The following is a 26,261-nucleotide window of genomic DNA, read 5'->3' on the forward strand; positions in this document are numbered from 1 at the left end:
TTTACCAGTTGGCTACAATATCATTAAAAATTTTATTGATGATTCTCTCGTTCACCACTTTCACCTGCGAAGTTTCGATGGTGTTAATATCCAGATCGCTGCTGAAAACGGCTTCATCAGAATATGTTCTGTCGAAACTTTTATTAGGCTCGATCTTATTTTCGTAATGTACTTTCACAGTGATCGTTAATTTATTTTGGGCAGCCTGAATATTTCCTCCCGGAGCATTTACGGCGGTGGAAATCGTGGTCGGCGTAATCGTATAATCTGTAATTTCACCTTCGATTAAAATATCGGGTTTCTCTGTAGCTCCTTTTAAAGTCGTACGTTGCAGAAATCTGTTCTGAATATCCGTAGAAAATTGTTGCGCTAAATTCGGGTTCATTAAAGCAGAATTATTCGGAAATTCTTTTATTTGAATCGTCTTTGTTTCCGGGCTCAGTGATGATCCGGTAAATGAATAGCAAGAATTTAATAAAAATAACGCAAGAATTGTAAAAGCAAAAAGTCTTTTCATTTTAAATTTGTTCTGAACCTATTTCTTTAATTTCGTCATAGGTGATTTGATTGATCGCATCTTCGTACGCCAAAAATTGAGTCACATAATTATACGGCAATGTGAGGAAAATACCAATTCCACAAAGAATAATACCGAGCTGACTCAGAAAACTCACGACGATCACAAAAAGAAGAATATTCCAGCCGATTCCGGTGGTCATTTCTTTTGACATGTTCCACGCCGTTTTAAGATCTTTTACTCTCGCTACAGAAATAAGTGCAGGAATATAAAATCCTTTTATCAGAAAGTAAAAAAGAAATACCAATAAACCGATCATATAGATCGGAATTAAAAAGCCCAGAGAACTGAATGAATCTCCTAATTGGCTCCCAAAAACACTGACAATAATAATCGGAATTTCTAAAACGAGTATTGCACCGATAATGATCAACTGTAAAATAAAATAGGGCATAAAATCGTCGAAATTAAAAATTTCCGAGGCTTCTGCAGGTTCGCCTTTGAACACTTTACGGCTAAATTTATAAAAATTACCCAATGCCATCAAACCGCAAAAAGGAATGATCGACATGATAATGGTGAATAAAAAGCCAACGAAGAATTTTCCGAAGTCTTTCTTTAAAATTTCAAAGCCCTGACTGAGGTACTGGCTAAATTTAAAGTCGATTGGTTTTAGGTTTAGTTTTGTTTCCATGTTAGTCTTCTAAGTTATATTGTTTTATTTTTCTGTACAGTGTTCTTTGCGAAATACCAAGTTCATCGGCGGCTTTATTTCTTCTGCCTTTGTGTTTGTCTAATGCTTTCACAATCAATTCTCTTTCGTTGTTTTGAAGCGATAAAGAATCAGGTTTTGTTTCCTCAATTTCAATATCTTCTACATCTTCATACTCCTCATTTTGATTAGAAATGATGGTCGAGTTTTGATTTCCATTTTCAAAAAACAGCAAAGAATTGGCATTTTGATTTTGAGCTTCTGGCGTGAAAACTCTGTTGATGAGATTTTTTTCCTGATTACTGAAATCGCTATTTTCCCGGTTTTTTATGAGTTCCGAAGTTAAGGATTTTAAATCATTAAGGTCATTTCTCATGTCGAAGAGGATTTTGTACATAATGTCTCTCTCAGAATTAAATTCATTTGAAGAAATGCCGCCTCCTTTTTTGATAACCGCCGGAAGTTGCGACTGCATAGGAATGTATTCACTTAATTTTGTAGAATTTACCATTCGTTCCTGTTCAACCACGGTCATTTGCTCTACTAAATTTCGTAACTGACGAATATTTCCGGGGAAAGGATAATTTTCTAAATAATTGACGGCATCTTGGGTAAGAACCAATTCTGGCATTCTGTATTTTTCAGCAAAATCGATTGCAAATTTTCTAAAAAGCAAGTGAATATCACCTTTTCGCTCTCTTAAAGTAGGCATGTCAATTTGCACGGTGTTCAAACGGTAATATAGATCTTCGCGAAATCTTCCATCATTAATCGCATTCAACATATTGACATTTGTTGCTGCAACGATTCTCACATTTGTTTTTTGAATTTGAGAAGAACCTACTTTCATAAACTCGCCACTTTCTAAAACACGAAGCAAACGAACCTGCGTTTGTACAGGCAATTCACCAACTTCATCTAAAAATATAGTTCCACCATCTGCAACTTCAAAATACCCTTTTCTGGTAGAAGTTGCGCCTGTAAATGCGCCTTTTTCATGGCCAAAAAGTTCGGAATCAATTGTTCCTTCTGGGATTGCGCCACAGTTTACGACGATGTAAGGTTGATGTTTTCTGCGGGATTCTGCGTGGATTATTTTAGGAATAAATTCTTTTCCAACACCACTTTCGCCCATTACCAAAACAGAGATATCGGTTGGTGCAACCTGAATTGCTTTTTGCAGCGCACGATTAAGCACCGGATAATTTCCGATAATGCCGAAACGTGTTTTTATAGATTGTAAGTCTGTCATTTTTTTTATTTTTAGATTAGTAAGAATAAAATTTACAGTTGTTCAATTTGTGTTCTGTAAACTTTGTTGAAATGATGGGTGTAACCGTCTGTCATGTTTTTACCCTCATCATAGCTTTTTAAAGCTAATTTTTTTAAATCTAAATAATCCTTATTTCTAATCTTTGCAACTTTGCTTTTATAATATATATTTTCAGCAAAATTATTATACTTACTTTGTTTTTCGAAATTTTCTAAAGCTTTATCATATTTTCCTAGTTCAAAATAGGTTACGCCAAGCTGGTAATAATCGTAGAAACCAACATTGTGGTCTTCCTTCACCAATTGTTTTTCGAATATAGAAATTGCTTTTTCTTTTTGTCCTAAAGCCGAATAGCAAATTGCTTTTGCAATGTGTAATTCGTAGTCGCCATTTGCAGAATAACCAAGATAACCAGTTGGATAAATTTTTTCTAAAGCTTCAATATCAGAAATCGCTCCTTTGTAATCTCGCAGAAACTGAAATTTGCACCAACCCCGATATCCAAGATGCGTTTTTGGATCTAATTCAACTGCTTTGTCAATGAGCTTCTTCCATGTGACAAAATCTCCTCTTTTTAAATACGGAACTGATTTTTCCATATAAGCATCGGCGAAAGTTGGGCATAACGCAATTGCTTTATCAAAGTTTTCTTGCGACTTTTTGGATCCTTGCGAACCAGAATTGTTATAAATCTCGCACGCTTTTTTGCAGTTTTCTCCTTCGATTGCATTACAGTTGACCTGTGCCTGCAAATTAGTGTAGATAACTAGTATAAAAAGGCTAAGGAAGTATTTCGGAAACTTTTCCATTCTCAATTTTAAAGGTTAAGTATTGGTAATAATCTAATTTTCTGCCTTCATATTCTTTAGGAATCCAACCGTCTAGGTTTTCAGTGAATTTTAAGAGCTGATCACCGAACTTTTTGTCAAAAGCAAATTTTTGATAGTTTTCATTCATCTGCTGAACTCTAAACATTCCAGTTTTTCCCTCGCAATTAACGATAAAACGAATCGTAATATAACCATTTTCGTTACGATCGTCTTGTAAATTAAGTGCTGCTAATTTTCTTTCAATTTCAATTTTTTCGCCTTTATACTGAAAACCTTTTAAGTCATTGTAATATTGAAAGGTAAAATCATCTGACAAACATCTTTTAAAATTTGAACGATCAGTGTCTTCATTAAAAGCAATGTCTCCAACGTTTGCTGCATATTTGGATAGAGCATTTTTCTCTGACTGACAATTTGCAAGTAGAGGAATCATGAATAAGATGAGCAGTAAATTCCTCATTTAGTATTTAAAGATTTTGGCAGCATTAAAAGGAAATTTAATGAATTATTAAAATTTAAGTTTTCGTAGTCTAATCCTAATTTTCTAATATTTTGGTAATAATTCTGATGATTTTGATAGTACATTTTCTCACTCTGTAAAAACCAGGCTTTCGCACCTAACTTCTGTGAAATAAACCATTTCTCTAGAAGTCGCGCTAATCTTCCGTTGCCATCATTCATCGGATGAATTTTGACAAAAGCCAAATGAAGTAGTGACGCGTAAAAAAAAACTTCTTCGATCTCTAAATTTTCTGTAAGCAAAACATTTAATTCTATGAAAAATTGTTCCATTTCATTTTCAACTTCAAAAGGGGAAGTTGCAACGTATTCAATTTGTCCCTGATCTGTTAAAACATACATTTTCGTTTTTCGGTAGACTCCTTGAAGATATGGTTTTAAAATATTTTCGGTCAAAATTTGGTGTGCGATCAGTAAATTTTCTTGGGATAAATTATTTTCTTTTGCACAAGTATATGCTTTATATAAGTCATCAATTTTTTTAGTGTAATCTGGCTTAAATTCAATCCCCAGATTTTTATGTTTTATATAACTGTCTAAATCAATTTCTACACCCTCGATTTTACTTGAGTAAACAGAAGAAACGGAGGTGTAAAAGCTAAAGTTTTCTGTAGAAATTTCTGCGTCTTTTAATAAACTAAATCTATCGAAACCACCTTTTGTTTCCAGAAGGTACTCGGGAAACAGTTCAGATTTTATGGTTTTGAAGTTGATCATTCTAAATTTTCTATCAAAAATACTTTTGTTTATCGCTCACATTGCAGCCCGACTTGAACGGGGCTCTTTTTTATTGTTGTCTGAGCGGAGTCGAAGACAATAATAAAAAAAGCGGGAGTGGAAGGCGGAATTGTCTGCCCAAAAAAATTTTAAACAGTCTCCCCCAAAAGTGTTCCCTGTGTGTTTCCGTGAACAAAAATAGTCACAATGTCGCCCAATTTCTGACCTTCTAATTTATCGAAAACGCAAACTGCATTCTGGGAATTTCTTCCTTTCCATTGGTTTTCATTTTTTCTGGAGGTTCCTTCAATTAAAACCTCGTGATTTCTACCAACATAACCCATCATTCTTTTTCGGGAAAGTTCACCTTGTAAAGCGATCACTTCTGCTAATCTTCTCTGTTTTACATCAGCCGGAATGTCGTCTTCCATCTTTTTATGAGCCGGCGTTCCCGGTCGTTCAGAATAGGAAAACATATAACCGTAATCGTATTCAACTTCACGCATTAAGCTTAAAGTTTGCTGATGATCTTCTTCCGTTTCGCCACAGAAACCGATAATCATATCTTGTGAAAATGAAATTTCGGGAACAATTTCTTTTCCTTTTTTAATTAAATCTAAATATTCCTGTCGCGTATGTTGACGGTTCATTTTCACCAGCATTGCATCACTTCCACTTTGTACCGGAAGATGCACGTAATTGCAAATATTTTCGTGTTTTGCAATCATGCGGAAAACTTCTTCAGTCATTTCGTGCGGATTATTCGTAGAAAAACGAATTCGCATTTTTGGAACTGCAACCGCAACCATATCGAGAAGCTGTGAAAAAGTAATCGCGGTAAGTCGTTGCATTTCAGTAGCGTTTTTGAAATCTTTTTTCGGGCCACCTCCATACCAAAGATAAGAATCTACGTTTTGACCAAGAAGCGTAATCTCTTTATAGCCACTTTCCCATAGATTTTTGCATTCCTCAATAATAGAATGTGGATCTCGACTTCTCTCGCGACCACGCGTAAAAGGAACTACGCAAAAAGTACACATATTATCGCAACCACGGGTGATCGTAACGAAAGCCGTAACACCGTTTCCGCCTAAACGAACCGGATTAATATCTGCATACGTTTCCTCTTTTGAAAGAATCACGTTGATGGCATCTCTTCCGTCGTCAGTTTCTTTTAATAAATTGGGTAAATCTCTGTAAGCATCGGGACCAACTACCAAATCCACGAGTTGTTCTTCCTCTAAAAATTTAGTTTTCAAACGTTCCGCCATACAACCCAAAACACCCACGGTTAAGCTTGGTTTGTCTTTCTTTAAATTTTTGAATTGAGAAAGTCGCATTCTCACCGTTTGTTCCGCTTTTTCCCGGATTGAGCACGTGTTCAGCAAAATTAAATCTGCTTCTTCTACATTTTGGGTAGTGTTGTAACCTTGCTCATTCAAAATTGAAGCAACGATTTCAGAATCTGAAAAGTTCATTTGACAACCGTAACTTTCCAAAAAAAGTTTCTTGGAGTTATCTGGTCTTTCAGCGGTTGCGATTGCTTCGCCTTGTTTGTTTTCGTCTATATATTTCTCTTGCACGTCGATAAGTTTTAGATTTTGAATTTTAAATTTTAAATTCAAAATGGGAGTGCAAAGATAAGAATTTATATGACAGAATGGCAGTATTTTTTAAATAAAGGAAATTAATCAGTTCTATCTACATCAACGGAAAAAGGAAGTCTAAATCTGCTTTTAATTTTAATATCATGCAATTTCGCGGGAGTCCAAATGTCTTTCTTAATTGTTTTTCGAATAGACTCCAAAAGCATATCATCGAATTCTTTTAATCCTGAGCTTTTTGTTATTGCTAAATCTTCTAATTCTCCCTTTTCATTGATCGTAAATGTAGTTTCTGCTTTCAGTATTCCTTTTCCTCTAAAATAAAAATTTGAAGTATCTGTTCTGCGTAAAACTTCTTTTCGAAATGAATTCATTCCGCCTGGAAAATCTTTTCCATAATAGGAGTCGTTAATGTTTTTACTAACAGTGTATCCTTCTTTATAATTTTCAAAAAGATCATCCATGTAAAACATAATCCTTGCTATTGTAGGTTTTTCTTGACCATCAATTTTAGCAGTAATCCATTTATTCATATTTCTCATCACCTCTTTTGCAATTTCAAAAGAACATTTGTTATTTACGGCACTTTCACTATCTAAAACTTCTATTGAATTATCTGGTTTGATTAAAACTAATGCTGTGAAAAATTCTTTTTTATTTTCACAGGGTTTTATTTTTTTTTCAATTAAAATTTTATGAAAATCTTTATAAAACTCTGAAAAACCACCTAAATAGCAATGTTGATCTCTAGGAAAAAAAAGAGATTTATTCTGAGATTTTAAACTCCCCGAAATCATTAGTAAAATAATTAATAAATAAAATTTCTTCATATTTAAAATTTTTACAATGGATCAGTCACTGCATTTAAAGTTAACCGGTATCGATAATCGACTGGTTTTCCATTGACAGTTGCAGGTTTCCACATCTTTTTTGTACTTTGAATTCCATAAACGATTCGTTTGTCAAATTCTATCATAGAAGATGATTTGATCATTACAATATTTTCAATTTTTCCTTCTTTGGTAATAATAAACTCTGCAATAATATTGAAGCGGTCATTCCAGTCGAAACCTCTCACATCAATTCGGTTTACAATTCCTTTTCTAAATTCTTCGACGCCATTATTTTTGTAATTTCCATAAGTTGGGTACGAAAATTTAGGAAGATATCCGTCTTGATAATTTTCAAAAAGATCTGCGGGAAAAATTAGAAAGGTAGCAACCGCAGCTTTTGGAAATCCATCAACAATTGCAGCATTCCAGTTTTTCTGAGACTGCGCAACTTCTCTCGCAAGAGTGTAAGCACATTTATTTTTCGCAACATTTTGTTCATTGTGGTCTTTTATAAAACTCACCGATTTATTTGCATTAATCAATAGTTTAAGCTGATAAAACTCTTCTTTATTTGAACACGGTTCTAGATTTTTCGCAACGATAATATCGTGAAAATCTTTGTAGTATGATTCGTAACCGCCAATATATGGAACCTGGTAATTAGGAAAATACTCCAGTATTTGAGCAGAAATCATTAAAGGGAAAAAGAAAATTAGAAAATAAAGTTTTTTCATAGGAACTGATTTGATCTTTTTTTTACATTGAAAACGCAAGAGGGAGTCTAAATCTAAAACGAATCGGTTTCCCATGTATTTTTGCAGGAGTCCATTTGTTTTTGATTCTTGAAATTGTTCGGAGAATCATGGTGTCAAACTCTTTTAGACCTGATGAATGAGCGAGTTGTACGGTACTCATACTTCCGTCGCGTTCTATAACAAAGGTAACTTCAAGTCTCAAAATACCACTAAAATTATAGTTGGTTAAATTAATACTTTGTGAGACTTTCTTCCTGAAATTTTCAATACCGCCTTCATACATTGCAAGTTCCATATCTTTTATGGGATCATAACCTTCTTTTAATTCGCCAAAAAGCTCGTCGGGAATGATGGTGAAAGAAGTTGTAGCAGCTATTTTTTTTCCGTCAAATTCCGCCGGATTCCATCCATCCAGATATTTTAGGACTTCTTTCGTCAGTTCGAAAGTACATTTCGATTCTTCAAATTCTGCATCTGCAGGCTTCACATATTTTATCGTTTTATCAGGATAAACGACAAGAAGAAAGCTTATGTTTTCATCTTTGTTCGGGCAAGTTTGCAGTTTTTTATCTAATAAAACTTCATGAAAATCTTTGTAGAATTGAGTGTCTCCACCAATATAACTCGTTTGATTTGGAGGATAACCTTGTCTAATGTCCTGCGAAAAAAGGAAAGAACTGATTAAAGAAAAGAAAAGAGAAAATTTCAGCATCAATTTTTTTCTAAATATAAAAAAAACTTTGTAGATTTTACAAAGTTTTAGTTTTATGAGTATTAAATATCAAAATTGTCGGTTCGGAAATTAATTTTCTGCCTAATTTTTGATTCTATGGGAACTCCGTCGCAAGTTGCAGGCGTAAATTTGGGATTCATTTTCCGCAAAGCCAGTTCCAGATCGCGTTTCAATAAATTGCTGTTTTGTACTTCGGGATTGAGGTTAAAACCTTGCATGTTCCCAGTTTTATTAATGGAAATGATCAATTCAAAAGTTCCGTTGACCGAATAAAAGCTGTTGTCAAGATCACTTTTCATGTTCAGGAAAAGTTTTTGCTTGAAAGCATTTTCTCCCCCTGGAAATTGTGCGTAGACTGCATTATCACATTTCAAACGGTAGAATTCCAGAGGATTATTTAAATCATAGGAAACTGATTGTTTGCCGACTTCTTTCGTATTGTCTGTAATGTCGTTATCTTCAATTAAATATTGTGCATTGCTAAAAGTGAAAGCAAAGATTAAAAATAAAAATATCTTTTTCATTATACTGAATTTTCAATAAAGTTACTAAATTTTTGAATCTAAAAGAAAGGTTTTTAGGTCTTTTTAATCACCATGATCAAAATGATCAGTAGTGAAATTCACACTTAAAACATATCTGGATTCTACAGGTTGATCATTTTGCAACGCCGGTTTCCATTTGGTTTTTATTTTCTTCATCGCAAACATCATATCTTCAATGAACATATCACTATTTTTAACTTTGGGAACAATGTTGAGATTTTTAATTTTTCCATTAACATCAATATTAAAGGTAAAATAAAAAGTTCCGTTCACGGCATATTGGCGCAAATCGATGTAACCGTTTACCATTTTATGAAATTCTGCCCGAAAAGCTTCTTCACCACCGGGAAATTTGGCTTTCTCGGTGTAGATCATTTTGGGCTGTTCCTTTTTACTTTCTGTTTGACCAGATGCAAAAGCAGAAATAATTAGGAATAAGTATAATAATTTCCTGATCATTTTACAACACTTCAATTTGGTTTCTCAGCAAATCTTCAAACACATCGCGTATTCTTATCAGATGCGCTTTTCCGTCGATAAACAGAACTTCTGCAGGTTTTAATCTTGAATTAAAGTTTGAACTCATTTCATAACCATAAGCTCCTGCATTCCGGAATACTAAAATATCGCCTTCATGAATTTCATTTAATTTTCTGTCCCACGCAAAAGTGTCTGTTTCACAGATGTTTCCCACAACAGTGTAGATTCTTTCGTTTCCTTTTGGATTCGAAAGATTTTCTATGATGTGATAAGAATCGTAAAACATCGGTCGGATTAAATGATTAAAACCCGAATTAATTCCGGCGAAAGTTGTTGCTGTCGTGTGTTTGATGACATTTGTTTTTACAAGAAGATGACCGCTTTTACTGACTAAAAACTTACCCGGTTCAAACCAGAGTTCAAACTTTTTCCCAGAAATTTTAGAAAATTCTGCAACGGCTTTCTCTACTTTTTTACCCAAAACTTTCACATCGGTTTCCAGATCGCCGTCCTGGTAAGGAACTTTGAAACCACTTCCCATATCCAGATATTTCAAATTTGGAAATTTTTCGGCCAGTTCAAACATGATATCTAATCCTTGCAGAAAAACATCGGGATCTTTAATTTCACTTCCGGTATGCATGTGAAGACCTTCAACATTGATGTTGGTTGAATTCATCACACGTTCGATGTGACGAAGCTGGTGAATAGAAATTCCAAATTTAGAATCGATATGACCGGTTGAGATCTTATAATTTCCGCCTGCAAAAATGTGGGGATTAATTCTGACGAAAATCGGATAAGAATTTCCGTACTTATTTCCAAACTGTTCCAGGATCGAAATGTTATCAATATTGATATGAACTTTTAAAGACATTGCTTCTTCAATTTCGGCCAGATCAACACAATTTGGGGTGAAAAGGATTCTTTTTGATTCAAAACCTGCTTTAATTCCCAGTTTTACTTCATTAATGGAAACGCAATCTAAACTTCCGCCCAATTGATTTACAAATTTTAAAATATTGATGTTGGAAAGTGCTTTACATGCATAAAAAAAACGAGTGCTTTTATGAAATGAAGAAGTAAGTTTTTCGTACTGCGTTTTAATCGACTCAGCATCGTAAACATAAGTTGGAGTGCCAAATTGTTGGGCAATTTTCAGTAAATCTTTATCGGTCATCTTATTATTTATTTTAAAATTAAAAAAAGCACACTCGGAAAGAGCATGCTTAATTATTTGATTATCTAAAATTACAGCTCTTAATCCACGAAATTATCCTTAGAGAAAAACTTTTTCCCCTTAGAAGCAACTTGTTTTATAGATTTTGAGATGATCATATTTTTATTTTCTCTGTGAAATTTTTTTCAAAAGTAATTTTTTTTATTTAATTCTGCACGATTTATTTTGAAGGTAGCGGAATTATTTCAAAATCACATCTTAAAAGACCGAGTTGTAAATCGTTCTGCAGATCGGGTGGAAAAGATTTTAGATCGATCTTTAATTTTGAAAGTTTCTCCCAGGAATTGATCTGTGTATGAAGTTCATAAAATCCAAAAGCGGTTAACTTTCCTTTTTGAAAGATCAAAAAAGATTTTTCACCAAGCGTTCTTCCATCAGAAAGCCAGAGTTCATTTCTGCCTTTTAAGTTGATAGTTTTTTCGAATTCATCAAGATCCTCAAACTGCGATTGGGTTTTAATGAAACTCACCGCTTTTAATCCCTGCGTAAAAGATTTAAACCGAAGCAAAGGTTGTTCTTCTTTGATATTGCTGATTCGCTCTGCAAAATATTTTCCGTTTTTATGATACAGTCCGAATTGAAGGTTGTCGCGTTTCTGCAAACCTTTCGTCTTGATGATGAGTTTCGCCAGGATGTCATTCCCGGTTAAATCATAATGAATTTGTGAAACTTCATCCTGAATCTGTTTCCAGCGTTTAGATTTTGAATTAAAAAGAATTTTGGAAAATTTGCTTAAATCATCTACGAAATCAAAGAAAATAATTTTTCCTTCTGCATTCTGAAAATAGATAATTCCTCTTTCAAAAGGTAGATCCTGCGTCAGTTGTTTTATTTTATTCAGATACGTATTCGCATTCAGTTCTTCATGATGTTGCTGAATGATTTCAGAATCTTTGTCTTTAAACATCAATAATTTGAAAAGTTCCAAAGTTGCTCTTGCATCTCCGGAAGCTCTGTGTTGATCAACTAAAGGAATTCCTAATGATTTTACGAGTTTCCCCAGAGAAAAACTTTCCGCCTCGGGAATTAGTTTCTTCGCCAAAGGAATTGTATCAATGGTGTTGATCTTAAATTCGTAACCCAGTCTTTTGAATTCCTGTCGAAGCATTCGGTAATCGAATTCAATATTGTGACCGACCAAAGTGGTGTTATCGGTTATTTCGACAATTCTTTTAGCAATTTCGTGAAAATGCGGTGCAGATCTCACCATTCTCTGAGAAATGTTTGTCAATTTCTGAACGAAAGGAGTGATCTCACTTTCTGGGTTGACCAAAGTAATAAACTGATCTACAATTTCATGACCATCATACTTATATATTGCGATTTCTATGATGCTTTCTTTACGGAAAGGTGCACCGTTGCTTTCTATATCTACTACTGAATACATTTTTTCTTTTTCTATCTAACCATCTTCATCTGCACAAAAGATCATCGTACATTTATTTTCTTCCGCCTAAACCAAACATTCCCAATACAAATTTTGCGCCTTCTCTAGCTAAAGTGGTTGTAAAGGTTCGTCCCGCTCTCGATTTCATTACGCTTTCGAAAACTCCGGGTTCTTCTTTTACAGGTCTTGATTTTACCGTTGGAGCTGCATTTTCTACAGCCTGTTCCATTCTGCTCGTCAACATTTCGTAAGCAGAATCTTTGTTCATGGTTTGCTCGTATTTCGCTACCAATGAAGACCGACTCGTCAAATTCTCAACTTCGGCGTCATTTAAAACATCCATTCTGGATTCTGGTGAAATTAAATAGGTATGGACCAAAGGCGTCGGAATTCCTTTTTCATCTAAAGCAGTAATGAAAGCTTCTCCAATTCCCATATTTTGGATGAGTTCGTTGGCTTTATAATATTCTGTAGTTGGATAATTTTCTACGGCTTTGGAAATTTCTTTTTTGTCTTTCGCCGTAAATCCACGTAAAGCGTGCTGTATTTTCAGTCCTAATTGCGACAAAACATTTTCGGGAACATCGCCTGGAATTTGAGTAATAAAATAAATTCCGACTCCTTTCGAACGGATCAGTTTTACCATCGTTTCAATCTGATTTAATAATGCTTTGCTGGCTTCATTAAAAATTAAATGGGCTTCATCAATAAACAAAACCAGTTTGGGTTTCCCTGAATCTCCTTCTTCAGGAAAAGTCATATAAATTTCCGCAAATAGGGAAAGCATAAAGGTTGAAAACAATTGTGGTTTGCTTTGAATATTGGCAACTCTCAAGATATTCACAACGCCTTTTCCGTCGCGCTGTTTCAGTAAATCGGTAACATCGAAACTTGGTTCTCCAAAGAATTGTGCGGCCCCTTGTTGTTCGAGTGCTACGATCGAGCGAAGAATAGTTCCTAACGACGCCGGTGCGATTGAGCCGTAATTATTGACTAAATCTGCTTTTCCTTGTGCATTATCGGTTACATATTGCAAAACTTTTTTCAAATCATCTAAATCGATAAGTGGTAAACCTTTGTCATCACAATATTTAAAAACGATAGACATGATACTTTGCTGCGTATCATTTAAATCTAAGATTTTCGATAATAAAATTGGACCAAATTCTGTAACAGTAGCTCTTAATTTCACCCCTTTTTCTCCTGAAATTGACATGAGTTCTACTGGAAAAGCTTGCGGTTGATAAGGCAGTTTTGTTTTGGCGTATCGTTCTGTAATAATTGCGTTTGCCACTCCAGCTTCTGCAATGCCAGAAAAATCTCCTTTGATATCGAGAACCAATGACGGAATTCCCTCATGTGAAAGCTGCTCCGCAAAAACCTGCAAAGTTTTTGTTTTTCCTGTTCCTGTGGCACCGGCAATTAATCCGTGCCGATTGATGGTTTTCAAAGGTATTGTTACATTCACTTCTGTCACTACATCACCGTCAAGCATTGCTTTCCCTAACGTGATAAAATCGCCTTTTGGGGCATATTTTGTGGTAAGTTCCTGAATGAATTTCGCTTTATCTGCCATGTTGAAAATGATTTAAGGCGTTAAAGATAAATAATATTGAACTATTATTAATTTTATAACAAAAATAACTTTTAAATTTAATGATGAATGTCATTTTCAATTAAGATAAAAAAGTCTTAATTTTGAAATATCAAATGAAGATCATCTTTTCAATCATATTGTCCACTATTATTTTCACAGCAAGTTTTCAAAACTCGTTGTTTATGATTGATTACGAGATCAACCGAAATTTTTACGAGATTCATTGTATTAATAAATCGAAACCAGAGATGAATTGTCACGGGAAATGCCAGATGCAAAAGGAAAGCGAGAAATCTTCGAATCCTTTTAATTTGGTAAAATATTCTTTTGAATTTAATATTCTGCCCTCAAAACCTGCAGAATTTTCTTTTAAGATTAATGAGCCTTTAGCTTTTGATTCTACAACTTATACGTATCGCGATCGGAATATTTCTGAGATTTTTCTTGATATTCTACCGCATCCGCCCCAAATATGACTTGATTTTTTCTTCATCATTAATTCTTTTTCTTCCCGAAATTGAAGCGATGCCTTTATCTTTTCACAAAGATTGAGAAACTATTTTCAAGTTATAATTTAAAATAAAAAATAATGAAATTTTCATTCAAAACTATATTTGCCTTTTTGGCAATGGCTTTCCTTATCGTGTCATGTAGAACTTCAGATACCGTAGATTCAATTACACCAACAAATCCGAACACTGAAATCGAAGGGCTAACAAAAATTAAAGAAATTACGAACGATACTCATGTTATCGAATTATATTCTAAATCGGGAACTACCATTTTGGGATACAACGATATTAAACTCAGAATTAAAAATAAATCAACGAATCAGTACGAAAAAAGCGCGACCGTTTCGTGGAAACCATTGATGCACATGACTTCGATGACGCATTCTTGCCCGAATTCTTCTGTAGAAAAAGTATCGACTGATGGTTCGCTTTATTCTGGGTATATTGTTTTTCAAATGCCACAAAATGCGACAGAATATTGGGATCTGAAAATTGATTACAGCATCGCTGGAACTTCGTATACTGCAACAACATTGGTCAATGTTCCTGTTGAATCTAAAAAAACAGTCAATTCATTTATGGGAAGTGACAATGTGAAATATATCGTTGTTTACATTGAACCTAAATCTCCAAAAGTAGCCATTAATGATATGGTTGTAGGAGTTTGGAAAATGCAGGATATGATGACTTTTCCTGTTGTAGATGGTTACACCGTAAAAGTTGATCCAAGAATGCCCGGAATGGGAAATCACAGTTCGCCCAATAATGTAAACGCTACACAACCAGTTGCGGGGAAATTATACAACGGAAAACTTTCCTTAACCATGACAGGATATTGGAAGATTAATTTGCAATTGGCAAAAGCAGATGGTATTGTTTTAGGTGGACAAGAAATTACAGATACTAATCTTGCGAGCACTATCTTTTTCGAAATCGATTTCTAAGCATTTCATAACAAAAATTTTCAAGACTAATTATTTGATTTAAAGATAATTAGTCTTGATTTTCTTAGATGCAAAATTTCTTTAATTAAAAGAGGAATGCATCTTATTAATCAAAATATTTTATCATGCAACGTTTCATACTTGTGAGTTTTCTTCTGCTTCTATTTTCGAATATTAATGCGCAGCAAAGTTCCATAGAATCTACCCAATCTCAACATATTCAGGAAGTTATTGTCATCGGTACTACCAAAATTTCGAGCAAAGAAAATAAATCTTTAGGCTCAATCGACGAATATTTACAAAAATCTGCGAAAGTAGATATGATCAAACGTGGTGCTTATGCTTGGGAACCGCTCATTAATGGTTTGCCGACGGAAAGAACTTTGGTTACCATCGATGGAATGCGAATTTTTGGAGCTTGTACTGACAAAATGGATCCAATCACTTCTTACATTGAAGTTTCTAATCTCAGCGAAGCAACGATAAGTTCTGGGCAGGAAGGTTCCTGTCACGGAAATACGATTGGAGGAGCCATCGATTTGAAAAGAAACAAAATGATGTTTGGTCAAAAAAAGTGGAACTTTAATGTAAACAGCGGATTTGAAACCGTAAATAACCAGAAGATTTTTGGCGCTGGAACAAACTTTAAAACAGAAAAATTTTACACCGATGTTAATTTTATGATGCGCGATGCCGACAATTACAAAGCCGGAAATAATACCGAGATTCTATTTTCACAATTTAGAAAAATGAATATTTCAGGAATTTCTGGTGTCAAGTTGGGCGAAAATAAATTGATCGAAGCTGCTGTGATTTACGACAAAGCTAATAATGTGGGTTATCCTGCTTTACCCATGGATGTTTCTATTGCAGAAGCGTTGATTACTTCTTTGAAATTTCAAATGTTACCCCAAAGTGATTTTGTGAAAAGTTGGGAAACCAAAGTTTATTTCAACAATATCATGCACAGAATGGATGATACCAAAAGACCCAACGTTCCGATTCACATGGACATGCCTGGTTGGAGCAAAACTTTTGGCTATTATTCTCAACTGAAATCGGTTTATAATCAACATCATTTTTTGCTCAATATCAATGGTTTTTACAATAAATCTCGTGCAGAAATGACGATGTATCCGGAAGATCCCAACGAAAAATTAATGTTCATGCTAACCTGGCCCGATGTGAGAACCCTTGCTCAAGCTATTTATTTGGAAGATCAAATTAATTTTAATCAAAATTCAAGTTTAAAATTGTCAGCTTCAGTAACGATGCATCAAAATAAAGTAGAAAGTGAATTTGGATTGAACAGTTTGCAGATCTTTTATTCTGAAATGAAGGCCGAAAAATCCCGAATTCTAAAAAGTTTCGCCGCAAATTACGAGTTTAATAAAAATATTTTTCAAGCTGGTTTTGGTTTAGGTTATGGTGATCGAGCGCCGTCTGTTTCTGAAGGTTATGGATTTTATTTGTTTAATAGTTTCGAGAAATATGATTATATCGGAAATCCGTATTTAAAAAATGAATCTTCTTTGGAAGCCAACGCTTTTGTTGGAATGAAAAAAGATAAATTTAATGCTAAGATTTCTTCGTCTTATTTTCATATCTCCGATTATATTGTAGGAAAAATAATTGATAAACTTGTTCCAATGACGATTGGCGCAAATGGGGTGAAAAGTTATACCGCTTTAGATTATGCGACCGTATTTAACATCAGTTTATCAACAGAAGTGAAACTTGCCGAACCTTTGAAATGGAATACACAATTTGTTTACACGCGAGGAAAAGACAATCAAGGTAAGAATCTTCCGTTTATGAGTCCTTTTAGTTATCAAGCCTCTTTAAAATTTGAAAAAAATAAATTCTCTTCTGATTTGTCTGTTTTAGGAAATACAAAACACCAAGATTTTGCCGCAATTTATGGCGAGTCCGCAACTCCCGATTATTTTATAATGAATGCAAGTTTGGGTTATCTGTTTAACGTAAACAGCAGTAAAATTCTTGCGAAAGTTGGAGTAGAAAATCTCTTCGACCGCTTTTATACCACGTATTCTGATTGGAATAAAATTCCCAGACCAGGTAGAAATTTCTATCTAAATTTAAATTTTAACTGGTAATTCTGAGTTCAGGTTAATGTGAAATCTTAGCATTTAGAAGAGTAAACTCCACCAAATTTTCATTAAATTTGTTAGATATAAAAATAGATAATCATGAACAGAAAAAATATTCTCAACAAAATTATTCAAGAACAGAATAAAGTGATCGAGAGTTTGCAACAATCGGTAGATCAGTATAAAACAGCTTCAGATATCGATGAAGAAAGCACCCATGATTCAGAAGATTTCACCAATCAATCCATTGCGAAAGATATGCAGTTGCGGTTTGAAAAAATGATGACTGAAGCAGTTCAGAATCTCAATTTTCTCGAAAAGGAAAAAGAAATCATTCATACAGAAATCGAGAACGGAAGTTTAATAGAAACCGATAAAAATTTCCTCTTTATAGGGATTTCTGTGCCTGTGTTCAAAGTGGAAAGCAAAGAGGTCATTTCATTCTCTGAAAAAGCACCAATTTTTAAAGAAATTAAAGGTAAAAACACTGGTGATACGGTGAAAATTGGTGATGACGCTTTGAAAATTCTGTCTATAAACTAGCCTTGAAAAGAAAGATTTATTCTGTAACTTTAGTTACTTGGCAACTTCATTTAAAGAGTTAATTTTGCCAGAAATAGATTTATGGAATTACTAGGATACTTTTCTGCAATCGTTATCGGTCTCGTTTTGGGTCTGATTGGTGGCGGTGGAAGTATTTTGAGTGTTCCTATTTTTGTGTATATATTTGGTTATGATGTTGTTACCGCAACTGCACTTTCTCTTTTTGTTGTAGGAGTTACAAGTTTAGTCGGTTCAGCAGGATTTATCAAACAGAAACAGATTGATTTTAAGACCGCTTTTGTTTTCGGAATTCCCTCTATTCTTGGGGTTTTATTTTCCCGAAGATTGATTTTGCCTAATTTGCCGCCTATCATTATTAATCGCTGGGGGATTACATTGACGAAAGATATGTTTCTGCTTCTCCTTTTTTCGGTTTTAATGTTGATCGCGTCCTACAAAATGATTCGCAAAAGCGAAAGACCGAGACTTAGAAATTTTGAGGAAACCAATTACACCCTACTCATTTCACAAGGACTTTTAGTAGGAATTATAACAGGATTAATCGGAGCAGGAGGCGGATTTTTGATTGTTCCAGCCTTGGTAATGCTTTTAGGATTAAATATGAAAAAAGCAGTAGCAACCTCGCTTTTTATTATCGCAATGAATTCTATATTTGGATTTTTGAGTACTTTGCAAATGGTCAATCAAGATTGGGGATTTCTACTGAAATTCGGTGCTTTAGCAATTGTAGGAATTTTTATCGGAGTCCTTGTTGCCAAACAGATCGATGGCCGCAAACTAAAACCCCTATTTGGTTGGGTAGTTTTGGTAATGGGTCTTTTTATTATCTTTAAAGAAATATTTTTTAAACAACTTTTTTAATTATGAAAAACATATACATCGCAATTTTTGCATTATTTTTCTTGAATTCTTGTTCCAAAAGTGAGCAAAATTCTTCAAATTCTGGAGTTACAAAAACTCCATCCACAGAAATCAGTCAAGTTCAGAAACCCCTGAAAATGAAAAACAACAAAGGGGAAGAAGTGACCGTCACTTATTTTGCAGAGGGTGATGCAGTTGCTGTAAAAATTCAGAAAACTGGTGGAAAAGAAGAGAAGCTTTCTGCAAAAACGAGTAATGAAAATGGAAATCCCATCTTCACTAACCAAAATTTTATGTGGGAGATGACCCAAGAAGGGAAAGGAGGTAAGCTTACTGATAAAGAGGGAATCTCCTCAGAATATAAGTAAAAATATTTATAATTGACCAATTTTGACTCTAGAAATTTTGGAGTGCAAAATTTGAGAATTTTAAAACATTAAAAATGAAGATAGAACAAATATATACGGGTTGTCTTGCGCAGGGAGCTTATTATGTCGTCTCAGAAAACGAGGCGGTAATAATTGATCCACTCCGGGAAACACAACCATACATCGACCGATTAGAAAAAGATCAGGTAAAACTCAAATATATTTTTGAAACTCATTTTCATGCAGATTTCGTTTCAGGACATGTAGATTTGTCTATGAAAACAGGTGCTGCTATTGTTTACGGACCCACTGCAAACCCAGAGTTTGAAGCAATAATAGCAAAAGACAATCAAATTTTCGAAGTCGGGAAAATAAAAATTAAAGTGCTTCACACTCCAGGTCATACGATGGAAAGTTCCACTTATCTATTGATCGATGAAAACGGAAAGGAAACTGCTATATTTTCAGGAGACACCTTGTTTTTAGGCGATGTTGGAAGACCAGATTTAGCGCAGAAAGCGGCACACATGACTCAGGAAGAATTGGCTGGCTTACTGTACGAAAGTTTGCAAAGTAAAATCATGACTCTTGCCGATGACATTACTGTTTATCCTGCTCATGGAGCAGGATCTGCTTGTGGAAAAAATATGCAGAAAGAAACTGTAGATACTTTGGGAAATCAGAAAAAGACCAATTATGCGCTGAATCAGCCCAATAAGGAAGCTTTTGTGCGCGAAGTTTTAGACGGACTTTCTGCTCCACCAAAATATTTCGGAATGAATGTTGCGATGAATAAAGGAGGAATTGCAAGTTTTGATGAGGTGATGAAACACGGAAACAAACCATTGTCTGCAGACACTTTTGAAGAGATTGTAGAACATGCAGGAGCGTTAATTTTAGATACACGGGATGCCGAAGACTTTTATAAAGGTTTTATTCCAAATGCTATTAATATTGGTTTAAATGGAGATTTTGCACCATGGGTCGGAGCGATGATCGTTGACGTAAAACAACCGATTGTATTAGTAGCAGATTTAGGAACTGAAGAAGAAGTGATCACAAGAGTTTCGCGTGTGGGATTTGATGAGGTTTTAGGATTTTTAGAAGGAGGTTTTGAATCCTGGAAAAATTCAGGAAAGGAAATTGATACCGTAAATAGAATTTCACCCGAAGAATTTCAAAAACAATTCAACGAAAATTCAAAAGTATTTGATGTAAGAAAGGAAAGTGAGTACGAAGCAGAACATGTGAATGATGCCTTCCAAAGACCTTTAGCTGATATTAATGAATGGGCAAATTTGATCGATAAGAACGAACATTTCTTTGTTCATTGTGCAGGAGGTTACAGAAGTATGATTGCATCCAGTATTTTAAATTCCCGTGGAATCAGGAATTTTACCGAAATTGAAGGTGGTTTCAATAAAATTAAAGAAACTGCAGTTCCAAAAAGTAATTTTATGTGTCAAAGTAAAACGTTATAATAATGAAATTGAAATATTTTTTAAATCTGGGAATCGCTGCACTATTATTTTTTTCATGTGCAGCAAAAGTTCCCGTAGAAACGACGAATCCTGCAAACTTCAAAGAAATTGTAAACGATCCGGCAACGACTTTAGTTGATGTCCGAATTCCAGAACAATTTAATGAAAAAACAGCCAAAGGCGCCATCAATATTCCTTTAGCAAAAATCGAAGATAATATCGATTTTTTCAAGAAGCAGAAAAAAGTAGTTCTTTTTTGTAACCGTGGAGTTCAGGCAGAACAAGCTTTGGAAATTCTAAAGAAAAACGGCGTTGAAAATGTCTATTTCGGCAAAACGCTAAACAATGTAGAAGCAATACAAAAGGAAAAATAATACAATGAATATACTAGAAAACATCACATTCAGCACTGAAAAAGCGAATGTGTTCTCCATCAAAAAAAGTGATAAAATTAAGTATTTCGCAGTTGCATTAGGAAAAAATGCAGTTTTGAAAAAACATATTGCTCCTGTTCCAGCGACATTGGTTGTGCTAAAGGGGGAAATTAATTTTTTGATTCAAGACGAAACCATTAATATGAAACAATTCGATATTTACGAAATCCCCGTGAACGTAGAACATGAAGTAGTAGGAGTTTCAGACGAAAATTTATTTTCCGTAGCTCAGGAATTATAATGAAAGAGGAACTTTCTTGTGGAACCGTTTCCTGCCAAACCAATCTCGATCAAAATTATTGGGACAATCAGTGGCAAAAAAAGGAAACCGGTTGGGATATTGGTTATTCTTCGCCAGCAATCGAGGAGTATATTTTGCAATACCCAAATAAGGAAGCGAAAATTCTTATTCCCGGATGTGGAAATGGTTACGAAGCTGAGTTTCTGTGGAATCTTGGCTTTCGGACTATTACGATTTTAGATATTGCACCAATTGCTGTGCAAATTCTAGAAAATAAGTACAAAGAGAAAACAGGTATTCATGTTGTTTGCGAAGATTTTTTTGAGCATCACGGAAATTATGATCTCGTTATAGAACAGACTTTTTTCTGTGCGATTCCGACTTTTTTGAGAAATCAATATGCAATGAAAATGCATGATCTCTTAAATGATAATGGAAGAATTATCGGTGTCATGTTCAACCGAAATTTTGAGAAAAAAGGGCCACCTTTTGGTGGAAGTATTCCAGAGTATCAATTTATTTTTAAGAAATATTTTGAAATTCAGAAAATGGAGAAATGTTATAATAGTATCGAACCTAGAAAAGGAAGTGAAATTTTTATTAACCTCAAAAAAAAATAAGATGAAAGCAAATATGGGAAGTTTTGATCGGGTCGTAAGAGTATTAATCGCTGCAATTATCGGTTACCTTTATTATGTCAATTATATTCCCGGAGCAGTTGGAATTGTTCTTCTCGTATTAGCCGTAATTTTTGCGATAACTGGTTTTGTAGGATTTTGTCCTCTTTATCGTATATTAGGAATGAATACTTGTAAGAAAAATTAAATTTAATGATGATGCAATTTTTTAAAAAGCACCAATTAGGAATTCTCGGTATTTTTCTGGGTGGAATTTTGGGTTACGCTTATTACCATTTTATCGGTTGTGAAACTGGCACTTGTTCGATCACTTCAAAACCTCTAAATTCTTCAGTTTATGGAATGGTGATGGGTTACCTAATGTTTTCAATGTTTCAAAAACCTAAAAATACAACACAAGATGTTTGATTTTATTAAAAATATTTTTGCTAAAAATTCAGTTGATTTTAAAGAACTGATGAAAAATGGTGCGCAAATTATCGATGTTAGAACGCCGAGTGAATTCAGTAATGGAAGCATTAAAAATTCCAAAAATATTCCTTTACAAAAACTTGCGGCTGAGATGAAAAAATTAGATTTGAAGAAACCTATTATAACTTGTTGTGCAAGTGGAATGAGAAGTGCTTCTGCAAAATCGATGCTCAAGCAAAATGGTTTCGAAGCGTATAATGGAGGCGGTTGGAGCTCGCTTCAAAATAAATTAAAATGATGAATACTTTATTAAAAAACTGGAACTTAAGAAGAATAATTTATTTAATAGGTGGTATTTTCTTCGTCTTGATAGCAATTAACGACAGAACTTGGTGGATGATTGCGTTTGGACTTTATTTTGTCGCAATGTCGATCTTCAGATTTGGTTGTGCTGGCGGAAATTGCGAAGTTCCTTTTTCAAAAGAAGATAACAAAGCTCAAAACTGATTTTTTAGTTATAAATTTCTTAATTCGAAAACTCAATATTATGTCTCAAAAATTTCAAGAACTAATTAATTCGGAAAGACCAGTTTTAGTCGATTTCTTTGCAACGTGGTGTGGTCCGTGCAAAGTGCAGTCTTCTGTTTTGAATACTGTGAAAGAAAATATTGGCGATTTGGCGAGAATTATAAAAATTGATATCGATCAATATCCAGCAATCGCAGCAGAATACGGAGTTCGGGGAGTTCCAACTTTAGCCGTATTTAAAAATAGCAAATTGCTTTGGAAGGAAAGCGGCGTTCACGATGTGAATACTCTAACCAATTTATTACAGGATTTTTCTAAATCTTAAGTTTTTACTTAATATCAAAAGAATCTCTGTCATTCAAAAATTGAAACGTTTTCCGAAACTCTTTCAGTTTTTCAAAATTGAATTCCGCGGAAACAATGTCGTCTTTAATTTCTGAAATAATACTTCCATCTGCAAAAAAGCAATAAGAACTTTCAGGATAGTTCAGATTATTACCATCGATTCCAATTCTGTTCAGCCCAAAAACATAAGCTTGATTTTCAATTGCTCTTGCTTTCAATAAAGTGTTCCAGGCATCGATTCGCTTTTCCGGCCAGTTCGCTACATATAGAATAGCGTCGTAATCATCATTGTTTCTGGAAAAAACTGGGAAACGTAAGTCGTAACAGACTTGTAATAAAATTCTCCAACCTTTATATTCAACAATTATTCTTTCATTCCCCGCAGAAAATTTTTCATCTTCTCCCGTAAAAGAAAATAAATGTCTCTTGTCATATTGGTAATAGGTGCAGTCGGGAAGTACAAAGTAAAATCGGTTATAAAAGTTGTTATCTTTTAGTACAGAAACACTTCCACAAATTACAGTTTCCGTTTTTTTTGCAAAACTTTTCATCCAATCCAGTGTTTCATGATTTCTATCTGCAATTTCTTCTGGCTTCATATAAAAACCTGTGGAAAACATTTCTGGCAGAATAAAAAGGTCAGATTGTACATTTTCTAAAGATTTCTCAACTCTTCGGAAATTTTCTGATTTATCTTTCCAAGAGATGTCAAAATTTAATCCGCTTACTTTCAAATTGTTATTCATAATTCTTCTAAAACTTCGATTAAATGTACAAAATTTTATTTTAAAACTTAAGATTAGGTTCTTTTTTTGGTCTTGTTTTTGCTTGGTATAAATCCATTAAAAATTTAATTTAAAGACTATGAAAAAATTATTATTAATATGCACAATGTTCTTCTTGGGACAAATGGCATCTGCGCAAGCTTGGCAAGGAAAAGGAGATCAAAAAATACAAGTTGGTTTCAACGGTTGGGGCTACGGAACGGGTATTACAGGGACTTACGACTATGGTTTGTCAAAAATTATTTCTGTAGGAGCAGGCGCAAATTTTTTCTTTGATCATAACAATAAAAAATATGAGGACGATAATTTTGGAGTATTTGGTAGATTAAACTTTCACTTACAAGATCCGTTGGGACTTCCATCACAATGGGATATTTATCCAGGTGTTGATTTAGGGGTTTTGGGTAAAAGTGGAACTTATTTCGGCGCTCACGTAGGGGTAAGATATTTCTTCAACAATAATATTGGTATTTATCTTGAAGCTGGTAACAACGGAAGTTTGGGTGTTTCATTCAATTTGTAAGGCTTTATAAAATATAAGACAGAAGGTTCTCATTTTGAGAGCCTTTTTTATTTGGCAAGCTTTTGATAATTTGTATCTTCGCAAATCTTAAATAATTTAAACATTTTCAATGACATTAATACAGTTATTTCAATTTATATTGAGCATCTCTATCCTCGTAATTCTGCACGAACTGGGACATTTCATACCTGCTAAACTATTCAAAACAAAGGTGGAAAAATTCTATCTTTTCTTTGATCCATGGTTTTCAATTGCTAAAAAGAAGATTGGTGATACCGAATATGGAATTGGGTGGTTGCCTTTTGGTGGCTATGTAAAAATCGCAGGAATGGTTGACGAAAGTATGGATACTGAGCAGTTAAAACAGCCTGCTCAACCTTGGGAATTCCGGAGTAAACCAGCTTGGCAACGCCTGATCATTATGATGGGCGGGGTTACCGTTAACTTCTTTTTGGCGTGGTTGATCTATTCTTCCTTAAGTTATTTTAAAGGAGAAACTTACCACGACCTTGCTAAATTTGAGAATGGAATAGCAGTTTCGGATGCCGGTAAAAAAATGGGTCTTCAAAGCGGAGATAAAATTTTAAAGATCGACGGGAAGCCAGCAGAAAGAATGGAAACCTCGACCATTAATATGCTTTTCGCTAATCAGGTGACCGTTCTTAGAGGTGGTAACGAAATTACTTTTCCTGTAAATGAAGATGGTGTTGCCGCAGTTTTAGCTGAAAATGAAGCCAAATTATATTTCAGTCCGCGTTTTCCTGTAGTAATTGATAGTCTTACTCCGACAGGTTCTGCAAAATCTGCTGGATTATTGAAAGGTGATAAAATTGTAGGCGTTAACGGAAAACCTGTTCAGTTCTTTGATGAATTAGTAATCGAACTTTCTCAACATAAAAATCAAAATGTTGTTTTAGATATTGAAAGGAATAATGCACCTCAGAAAACAGATATTAAGGTTGATGACAAGGGTAAATTAGGTTTTACTACAGATACTGGCATTGCTCAAAAAGAGTTTGAAAAAACGCAGGTAACGAAGCAGTATTCATTTTTAGGGGCAATTCCAAGAGGTTTAACACGAACCATTGATGTTTTAACGATGCAAATAAAACAGTTTAAAATTGTTTTTAATACCAAAACGCAAGGTTACAAGAAAGTTTCGGGACCAATTGGAATTATCAAACAAATGCCAAAAGAAATTAACTGGGAATTTTTCTGGAGTTTTACGGCAATGTTTTCAGTGTGGCTGGCTTTCCTTAATTTAATTCCGATTCCGGGATTAGACGGTGGCCACGTTGTTTTCACGCTTTGGGAAATGATTACAGGAAAACCTGTTCCGCAGAAAGTTTTAGAAAATGCACAAATGATTGGAGTAATCTTTTTGTTAGGGTTAATGGTCGTGATCTTCGGAAACGACATCCTGAAATGGATTACAGGAAAATTTTAAAATTTTCTCATAAAAGTTTTGGCAAAACTAAAAAAGTTTTTATATTTGCAGACGCTTAGCGCAAAGAGCAACACTCCTCTTTAGCTCAGTTGGTTAGAGCATCTGACTGTTAATCAGAGGGTCCTTGGTTCGAGCCCAAGAAGAGGAGCAAAACCATCACAGAAATGTGGTGGTTTTTTTGTGTCTATAATTCTGAGGATTTATTTATCTCAAAAATTACTCCCTTTTGAAAGTCAGTCAATTAGAAAATTATCTAGTATTAATAGCGGTGATTAGTAAAAAAAACCACCACTAATTAAAGTGATGGTTTTAAATAAAATATTTTC

At 34.3% G+C, this 26,261-nt stretch carries 33 protein-coding genes and 1 tRNA gene; 18 read left to right on the top strand and 16 right to left on the bottom strand.

Annotated features, from left to right (window positions below; genetic code table 11):
• Position 1 precedes the first annotated feature (1 nt).
• The 15 genes from OA86_RS06725 to OA86_RS06795 all read right to left on the bottom strand — a co-directional run bounded on the left by OA86_RS06725 (position 2) and on the right by OA86_RS06795 (position 13,721).
• Positions 2 to 517: an LptE family protein gene (locus OA86_RS06725; protein ID WP_039350808.1), complete on the bottom strand. Its 516-nt coding sequence runs from the start codon at positions 515 to 517 to the stop codon at positions 2 to 4.
• A gap of 1 nt (position 518) precedes the next feature.
• The gene (locus OA86_RS06730) at positions 519 to 1,211 is read right to left on the bottom strand and encodes a hypothetical protein (RefSeq protein ID WP_039350811.1); all 693 of its coding nucleotides are present in this window, start codon (positions 1,209 to 1,211) and stop codon (positions 519 to 521) included.
• A gap of 1 nt (position 1,212) precedes the next feature.
• A complete protein-coding gene (locus tag OA86_RS06735) occupies positions 1,213 to 2,481 on the bottom strand; it encodes a sigma-54 interaction domain-containing protein (RefSeq protein ID WP_039350813.1) in 1,269 nt (422 codons plus the stop codon).
• A 32-nt stretch (positions 2,482 to 2,513) separates the two neighbouring features.
• A complete protein-coding gene (locus tag OA86_RS06740; protein ID WP_039350815.1) occupies positions 2,514 to 3,311 on the bottom strand; it encodes a tetratricopeptide repeat protein in 798 nt (265 codons plus the stop codon).
• Entirely contained in the window at positions 3,283 to 3,792 is a 510-nt protein-coding gene (locus OA86_RS06745; protein WP_039350817.1) for a hypothetical protein, read from the bottom strand. Before OA86_RS06745 ends, OA86_RS06740 begins: the two co-directional genes overlap by 29 nt.
• Positions 3,789 to 4,568 (bottom strand): Fic family protein, encoded by a 780-nt coding sequence (locus OA86_RS06750; RefSeq protein ID WP_039350820.1) that lies wholly within the window; start codon positions 4,566 to 4,568, stop codon positions 3,789 to 3,791. The genes OA86_RS06745 and OA86_RS06750 overlap by 4 nt, the downstream gene beginning before the upstream one ends.
• A 149-nt stretch (positions 4,569 to 4,717) precedes the next feature.
• Positions 4,718 to 6,151 carry a tRNA (N6-isopentenyl adenosine(37)-C2)-methylthiotransferase MiaB gene (gene miaB, locus OA86_RS06755; protein ID WP_039351251.1) on the bottom strand — a complete coding sequence of 478 codons (1,434 nt, stop codon included), beginning with the start codon at positions 6,149 to 6,151 and terminating at the stop codon, positions 4,718 to 4,720.
• Between the two features lie 104 nt (positions 6,152 to 6,255).
• Positions 6,256 to 7,002, bottom strand: a complete 747-nt coding sequence (locus OA86_RS06760; protein ID WP_039350822.1) for a TonB C-terminal domain-containing protein — start codon at positions 7,000 to 7,002, stop codon at positions 6,256 to 6,258.
• A gap of 11 nt (positions 7,003 to 7,013) precedes the next feature.
• Positions 7,014 to 7,739, bottom strand: a complete 726-nt coding sequence (locus OA86_RS06765; protein WP_039350824.1) for an energy transducer TonB — start codon at positions 7,737 to 7,739, stop codon at positions 7,014 to 7,016.
• A gap of 22 nt (positions 7,740 to 7,761) precedes the next feature.
• Complete coding sequence (locus tag OA86_RS06770) at positions 7,762 to 8,472, bottom strand: energy transducer TonB (protein ID WP_039350825.1); 711 nt, start codon at positions 8,470 to 8,472, stop codon at positions 7,762 to 7,764.
• A gap of 62 nt (positions 8,473 to 8,534) precedes the next feature.
• Positions 8,535 to 9,017 carry a hypothetical protein gene (locus OA86_RS06775; protein WP_039350826.1) on the bottom strand — a complete coding sequence of 161 codons (483 nt, stop codon included), beginning with the start codon at positions 9,015 to 9,017 and terminating at the stop codon, positions 8,535 to 8,537.
• A 63-nt stretch (positions 9,018 to 9,080) separates the two neighbouring features.
• The gene (locus OA86_RS06780; protein ID WP_039350827.1) at positions 9,081 to 9,497 is read right to left on the bottom strand and encodes an energy transducer TonB; all 417 of its coding nucleotides are present in this window, start codon (positions 9,495 to 9,497) and stop codon (positions 9,081 to 9,083) included.
• A gap of 1 nt (position 9,498) precedes the next feature.
• Entirely contained in the window at positions 9,499 to 10,698 is a 1,200-nt protein-coding gene (lysA, locus tag OA86_RS06785) for a diaminopimelate decarboxylase (protein ID WP_039350828.1), read from the bottom strand.
• A 220-nt stretch (positions 10,699 to 10,918) separates the two neighbouring features.
• The gene (locus tag OA86_RS06790) at positions 10,919 to 12,145 is read right to left on the bottom strand and encodes a 3'-5' exonuclease (RefSeq protein WP_039350829.1); all 1,227 of its coding nucleotides are present in this window, start codon (positions 12,143 to 12,145) and stop codon (positions 10,919 to 10,921) included.
• A 52-nt stretch (positions 12,146 to 12,197) separates the two neighbouring features.
• Positions 12,198 to 13,721 (bottom strand): helicase HerA-like domain-containing protein, encoded by a 1,524-nt coding sequence (locus OA86_RS06795; protein WP_039350831.1) that lies wholly within the window; start codon positions 13,719 to 13,721, stop codon positions 12,198 to 12,200.
• 203 nt (positions 13,722 to 13,924) lie between these two features.
• On the opposite strand from OA86_RS06795, the gene OA86_RS06800 reads away from it, so the two are divergent.
• The 15 genes from OA86_RS06800 to OA86_RS06865 all read left to right on the top strand — a co-directional run bounded on the left by OA86_RS06800 (position 13,925) and on the right by OA86_RS06865 (position 23,160).
• Complete coding sequence (locus tag OA86_RS06800; RefSeq protein ID WP_052257422.1) at positions 13,925 to 14,218, top strand: hypothetical protein; 294 nt, start codon at positions 13,925 to 13,927, stop codon at positions 14,216 to 14,218.
• Positions 14,219 to 14,331: 113 nt separating this feature from the next.
• Positions 14,332 to 15,198: a hypothetical protein gene (locus OA86_RS06805; RefSeq protein WP_052257423.1), complete on the top strand. Its 867-nt coding sequence runs from the start codon at positions 14,332 to 14,334 to the stop codon at positions 15,196 to 15,198.
• Between the two features lie 125 nt (positions 15,199 to 15,323).
• Positions 15,324 to 17,315, top strand: coding sequence for a TonB-dependent receptor plug domain-containing protein (locus OA86_RS06810; RefSeq protein WP_039350833.1), 1,992 nt, complete (start codon positions 15,324 to 15,326; stop codon positions 17,313 to 17,315).
• A 93-nt stretch (positions 17,316 to 17,408) separates the two neighbouring features.
• On the top strand, positions 17,409 to 17,852 hold the full coding sequence (locus OA86_RS06815; protein ID WP_039350836.1) for a hypothetical protein: 444 nt from the start codon (positions 17,409 to 17,411) through the stop codon (positions 17,850 to 17,852).
• 81 nt (positions 17,853 to 17,933) lie between these two features.
• Complete coding sequence (locus OA86_RS06820) at positions 17,934 to 18,734, top strand: sulfite exporter TauE/SafE family protein (protein ID WP_039350839.1); 801 nt, start codon at positions 17,934 to 17,936, stop codon at positions 18,732 to 18,734.
• A gap of 2 nt (positions 18,735 to 18,736) precedes the next feature.
• Positions 18,737 to 19,102 carry a hypothetical protein gene (locus OA86_RS15275; RefSeq protein WP_052257424.1) on the top strand — a complete coding sequence of 122 codons (366 nt, stop codon included), beginning with the start codon at positions 18,737 to 18,739 and terminating at the stop codon, positions 19,100 to 19,102.
• A 74-nt stretch (positions 19,103 to 19,176) separates the two neighbouring features.
• On the top strand, positions 19,177 to 20,583 hold the full coding sequence (locus OA86_RS06830; RefSeq protein ID WP_039350842.1) for an MBL fold metallo-hydrolase: 1,407 nt from the start codon (positions 19,177 to 19,179) through the stop codon (positions 20,581 to 20,583).
• 2 nt (positions 20,584 to 20,585) lie between these two features.
• Positions 20,586 to 20,957: a rhodanese-like domain-containing protein gene (locus OA86_RS15280; protein ID WP_052257425.1), complete on the top strand. Its 372-nt coding sequence runs from the start codon at positions 20,586 to 20,588 to the stop codon at positions 20,955 to 20,957.
• 4 nt (positions 20,958 to 20,961) lie between these two features.
• Positions 20,962 to 21,258 carry a cupin domain-containing protein gene (locus OA86_RS15285; RefSeq protein WP_052257426.1) on the top strand — a complete coding sequence of 99 codons (297 nt, stop codon included), beginning with the start codon at positions 20,962 to 20,964 and terminating at the stop codon, positions 21,256 to 21,258.
• Positions 21,258 to 21,878 carry a methyltransferase domain-containing protein gene (locus OA86_RS06840; protein ID WP_039350845.1) on the top strand — a complete coding sequence of 207 codons (621 nt, stop codon included), beginning with the start codon at positions 21,258 to 21,260 and terminating at the stop codon, positions 21,876 to 21,878. Before OA86_RS15285 ends, OA86_RS06840 begins: the two co-directional genes overlap by 1 nt.
• A 1-nt stretch (position 21,879) precedes the next feature.
• Positions 21,880 to 22,083 (top strand): YgaP family membrane protein, encoded by a 204-nt coding sequence (locus tag OA86_RS06845; RefSeq protein ID WP_039350847.1) that lies wholly within the window; start codon positions 21,880 to 21,882, stop codon positions 22,081 to 22,083.
• Between the two features lie 5 nt (positions 22,084 to 22,088).
• On the top strand, positions 22,089 to 22,304 hold the full coding sequence (locus OA86_RS06850; RefSeq protein WP_246008030.1) for a DUF6132 family protein: 216 nt from the start codon (positions 22,089 to 22,091) through the stop codon (positions 22,302 to 22,304).
• Positions 22,297 to 22,605, top strand: coding sequence for a rhodanese-like domain-containing protein (locus OA86_RS06855; RefSeq protein WP_039350850.1), 309 nt, complete (start codon positions 22,297 to 22,299; stop codon positions 22,603 to 22,605). The genes OA86_RS06850 and OA86_RS06855 overlap by 8 nt, the downstream gene beginning before the upstream one ends.
• On the top strand, positions 22,602 to 22,814 hold the full coding sequence (locus tag OA86_RS06860) for a hypothetical protein (RefSeq protein ID WP_039350852.1): 213 nt from the start codon (positions 22,602 to 22,604) through the stop codon (positions 22,812 to 22,814). Before OA86_RS06855 ends, OA86_RS06860 begins: the two co-directional genes overlap by 4 nt.
• Positions 22,815 to 22,854: 40 nt before the next feature.
• The gene (locus tag OA86_RS06865; protein WP_039350856.1) at positions 22,855 to 23,160 is read left to right on the top strand and encodes a thioredoxin family protein; all 306 of its coding nucleotides are present in this window, start codon (positions 22,855 to 22,857) and stop codon (positions 23,158 to 23,160) included.
• Positions 23,161 to 23,164: 4 nt separating this feature from the next.
• On the opposite strand, the gene OA86_RS06870 is transcribed toward OA86_RS06865, so the two are convergent.
• Entirely contained in the window at positions 23,165 to 23,926 is a 762-nt protein-coding gene (locus tag OA86_RS06870) for an amidohydrolase (protein ID WP_039350859.1), read from the bottom strand.
• A 118-nt stretch (positions 23,927 to 24,044) separates the two neighbouring features.
• On the opposite strand from OA86_RS06870, the gene OA86_RS06875 reads away from it, so the two are divergent.
• The 3 genes from OA86_RS06875 to OA86_RS06885 all read left to right on the top strand — a co-directional run bounded on the left by OA86_RS06875 (position 24,045) and on the right by OA86_RS06885 (position 26,083).
• Positions 24,045 to 24,488, top strand: coding sequence for a DUF6646 family protein (locus tag OA86_RS06875; protein WP_039350862.1), 444 nt, complete (start codon positions 24,045 to 24,047; stop codon positions 24,486 to 24,488).
• A 109-nt stretch (positions 24,489 to 24,597) separates the two neighbouring features.
• Positions 24,598 to 25,935, top strand: coding sequence for an RIP metalloprotease RseP (gene rseP, locus OA86_RS06880; protein ID WP_039350865.1), 1,338 nt, complete (start codon positions 24,598 to 24,600; stop codon positions 25,933 to 25,935).
• A 74-nt stretch (positions 25,936 to 26,009) separates the two neighbouring features.
• Positions 26,010 to 26,083 (top strand) — tRNA-Asn (locus OA86_RS06885).
• Positions 26,084 to 26,261: the final 178 nt, after the last annotated feature.

This window comes from Kaistella jeonii (assembly GCF_000812865.1).
In the GTDB taxonomy this organism is placed as follows: domain Bacteria; phylum Bacteroidota; class Bacteroidia; order Flavobacteriales; family Weeksellaceae; genus Kaistella; species Kaistella jeonii.

Bases quoted from the DNA above. Each gene is read 5' to 3' on its own strand.
- OA86_RS15280 (WP_052257425.1), top strand. From the start codon at position 20,586: ATGAAATTGAAATATTTTTTAAATCTGGGAATCGCTGCACTATTATTT.
- OA86_RS06745 (WP_039350817.1), bottom strand. From the start codon at position 3,792: ATGAGGAATTTACTGCTCATCTTATTCATGATTCCTCTACTTGCAAAT.
- OA86_RS06815 (WP_039350836.1), top strand. From the start codon at position 17,409: ATGAACAGAAAAAATATTCTCAACAAAATTATTCAAGAACAGAATAAA.
- OA86_RS06770 (WP_039350825.1), bottom strand. From the start codon at position 8,472: ATGCTGAAATTTTCTCTTTTCTTTTCTTTAATCAGTTCTTTCCTTTTT.
- OA86_RS06800 (WP_052257422.1), top strand. From the start codon at position 13,925: ATGATTGATTACGAGATCAACCGAAATTTTTACGAGATTCATTGTATT.
- OA86_RS06795 (WP_039350831.1), bottom strand. From the start codon at position 13,721: ATGGCAGATAAAGCGAAATTCATTCAGGAACTTACCACAAAATATGCC.
- OA86_RS06875 (WP_039350862.1), top strand. From the start codon at position 24,045: ATGAAAAAATTATTATTAATATGCACAATGTTCTTCTTGGGACAAATG.
- OA86_RS06860 (WP_039350852.1), top strand. From the start codon at position 22,602: ATGATGAATACTTTATTAAAAAACTGGAACTTAAGAAGAATAATTTAT.
- OA86_RS06765 (WP_039350824.1), bottom strand. From the start codon at position 7,739: ATGAAAAAACTTTATTTTCTAATTTTCTTTTTCCCTTTAATGATTTCT.
- OA86_RS06735 (WP_039350813.1), bottom strand. From the start codon at position 2,481: ATGACAGACTTACAATCTATAAAAACACGTTTCGGCATTATCGGAAAT.
- OA86_RS06850 (WP_246008030.1), top strand. From the start codon at position 22,089: ATGATGATGCAATTTTTTAAAAAGCACCAATTAGGAATTCTCGGTATT.
- OA86_RS06870 (WP_039350859.1), bottom strand. From the start codon at position 23,926: ATGAATAACAATTTGAAAGTAAGCGGATTAAATTTTGACATCTCTTGG.
- OA86_RS15275 (WP_052257424.1), top strand. From the start codon at position 18,737: ATGAAAAACATATACATCGCAATTTTTGCATTATTTTTCTTGAATTCT.
- OA86_RS06845 (WP_039350847.1), top strand. From the start codon at position 21,880: ATGAAAGCAAATATGGGAAGTTTTGATCGGGTCGTAAGAGTATTAATC.
- OA86_RS06840 (WP_039350845.1), top strand. From the start codon at position 21,258: ATGAAAGAGGAACTTTCTTGTGGAACCGTTTCCTGCCAAACCAATCTC.
- OA86_RS15285 (WP_052257426.1), top strand. From the start codon at position 20,962: ATGAATATACTAGAAAACATCACATTCAGCACTGAAAAAGCGAATGTG.
- OA86_RS06830 (WP_039350842.1), top strand. From the start codon at position 19,177: ATGAAGATAGAACAAATATATACGGGTTGTCTTGCGCAGGGAGCTTAT.
- rseP (WP_039350865.1), top strand. From the start codon at position 24,598: ATGACATTAATACAGTTATTTCAATTTATATTGAGCATCTCTATCCTC.
- OA86_RS06730 (WP_039350811.1), bottom strand. From the start codon at position 1,211: ATGGAAACAAAACTAAACCTAAAACCAATCGACTTTAAATTTAGCCAG.
- lysA (WP_039350828.1), bottom strand. From the start codon at position 10,698: ATGACCGATAAAGATTTACTGAAAATTGCCCAACAATTTGGCACTCCA.
- OA86_RS06855 (WP_039350850.1), top strand. From the start codon at position 22,297: ATGTTTGATTTTATTAAAAATATTTTTGCTAAAAATTCAGTTGATTTT.
- OA86_RS06790 (WP_039350829.1), bottom strand. From the start codon at position 12,145: ATGTATTCAGTAGTAGATATAGAAAGCAACGGTGCACCTTTCCGTAAA.
- OA86_RS06775 (WP_039350826.1), bottom strand. From the start codon at position 9,017: ATGAAAAAGATATTTTTATTTTTAATCTTTGCTTTCACTTTTAGCAAT.
- OA86_RS06780 (WP_039350827.1), bottom strand. From the start codon at position 9,497: ATGATCAGGAAATTATTATACTTATTCCTAATTATTTCTGCTTTTGCA.
- OA86_RS06740 (WP_039350815.1), bottom strand. From the start codon at position 3,311: ATGGAAAAGTTTCCGAAATACTTCCTTAGCCTTTTTATACTAGTTATC.
- OA86_RS06725 (WP_039350808.1), bottom strand. From the start codon at position 517: ATGAAAAGACTTTTTGCTTTTACAATTCTTGCGTTATTTTTATTAAAT.
- OA86_RS06865 (WP_039350856.1), top strand. From the start codon at position 22,855: ATGTCTCAAAAATTTCAAGAACTAATTAATTCGGAAAGACCAGTTTTA.
- OA86_RS06820 (WP_039350839.1), top strand. From the start codon at position 17,934: ATGGAATTACTAGGATACTTTTCTGCAATCGTTATCGGTCTCGTTTTG.
- OA86_RS06805 (WP_052257423.1), top strand. From the start codon at position 14,332: ATGAAATTTTCATTCAAAACTATATTTGCCTTTTTGGCAATGGCTTTC.
- OA86_RS06810 (WP_039350833.1), top strand. From the start codon at position 15,324: ATGCAACGTTTCATACTTGTGAGTTTTCTTCTGCTTCTATTTTCGAAT.
- OA86_RS06760 (WP_039350822.1), bottom strand. From the start codon at position 7,002: ATGAAGAAATTTTATTTATTAATTATTTTACTAATGATTTCGGGGAGT.
- OA86_RS06750 (WP_039350820.1), bottom strand. From the start codon at position 4,568: ATGATCAACTTCAAAACCATAAAATCTGAACTGTTTCCCGAGTACCTT.